At 49.4% G+C, this 255-nt stretch carries 1 protein-coding gene; it reads left to right on the forward strand.

Annotated elements, in window-relative coordinates:
• A partial coding sequence (locus tag KJS57_RS26270; protein ID WP_213656849.1) for a hypothetical protein occupies positions 1-255 on the forward strand: 255 nt, incomplete at both ends.

Raw genomic sequence — 255 nt, forward strand, 5'->3', positions numbered from 1 at the left:
ATCGACAAAACGAAGCCAGTGGTTTCGGGCGTGGAAGACGGGAAGCTGTATAACACGGATAAAACGGTGACGTTTGACGAAGGGACTGCGACATTAAACGGTGGTTCGTTCATGTCAGGCGATACGACCAGCCAGGATGGCGATTATACGCTCATCGTAACGGATGCGGCGGGAAATACAACAACGGTAACATTTTCACTCGATAAAACACCTCCAACCGTAACGGGGGTAACAGACGGAAGCAATTACAATACG

Source organism: Paenibacillus vini (genome assembly GCF_018403325.1).
GTDB classification, from domain to species: domain Bacteria; phylum Bacillota; class Bacilli; order Paenibacillales; family Paenibacillaceae; genus Fontibacillus; species Fontibacillus vini.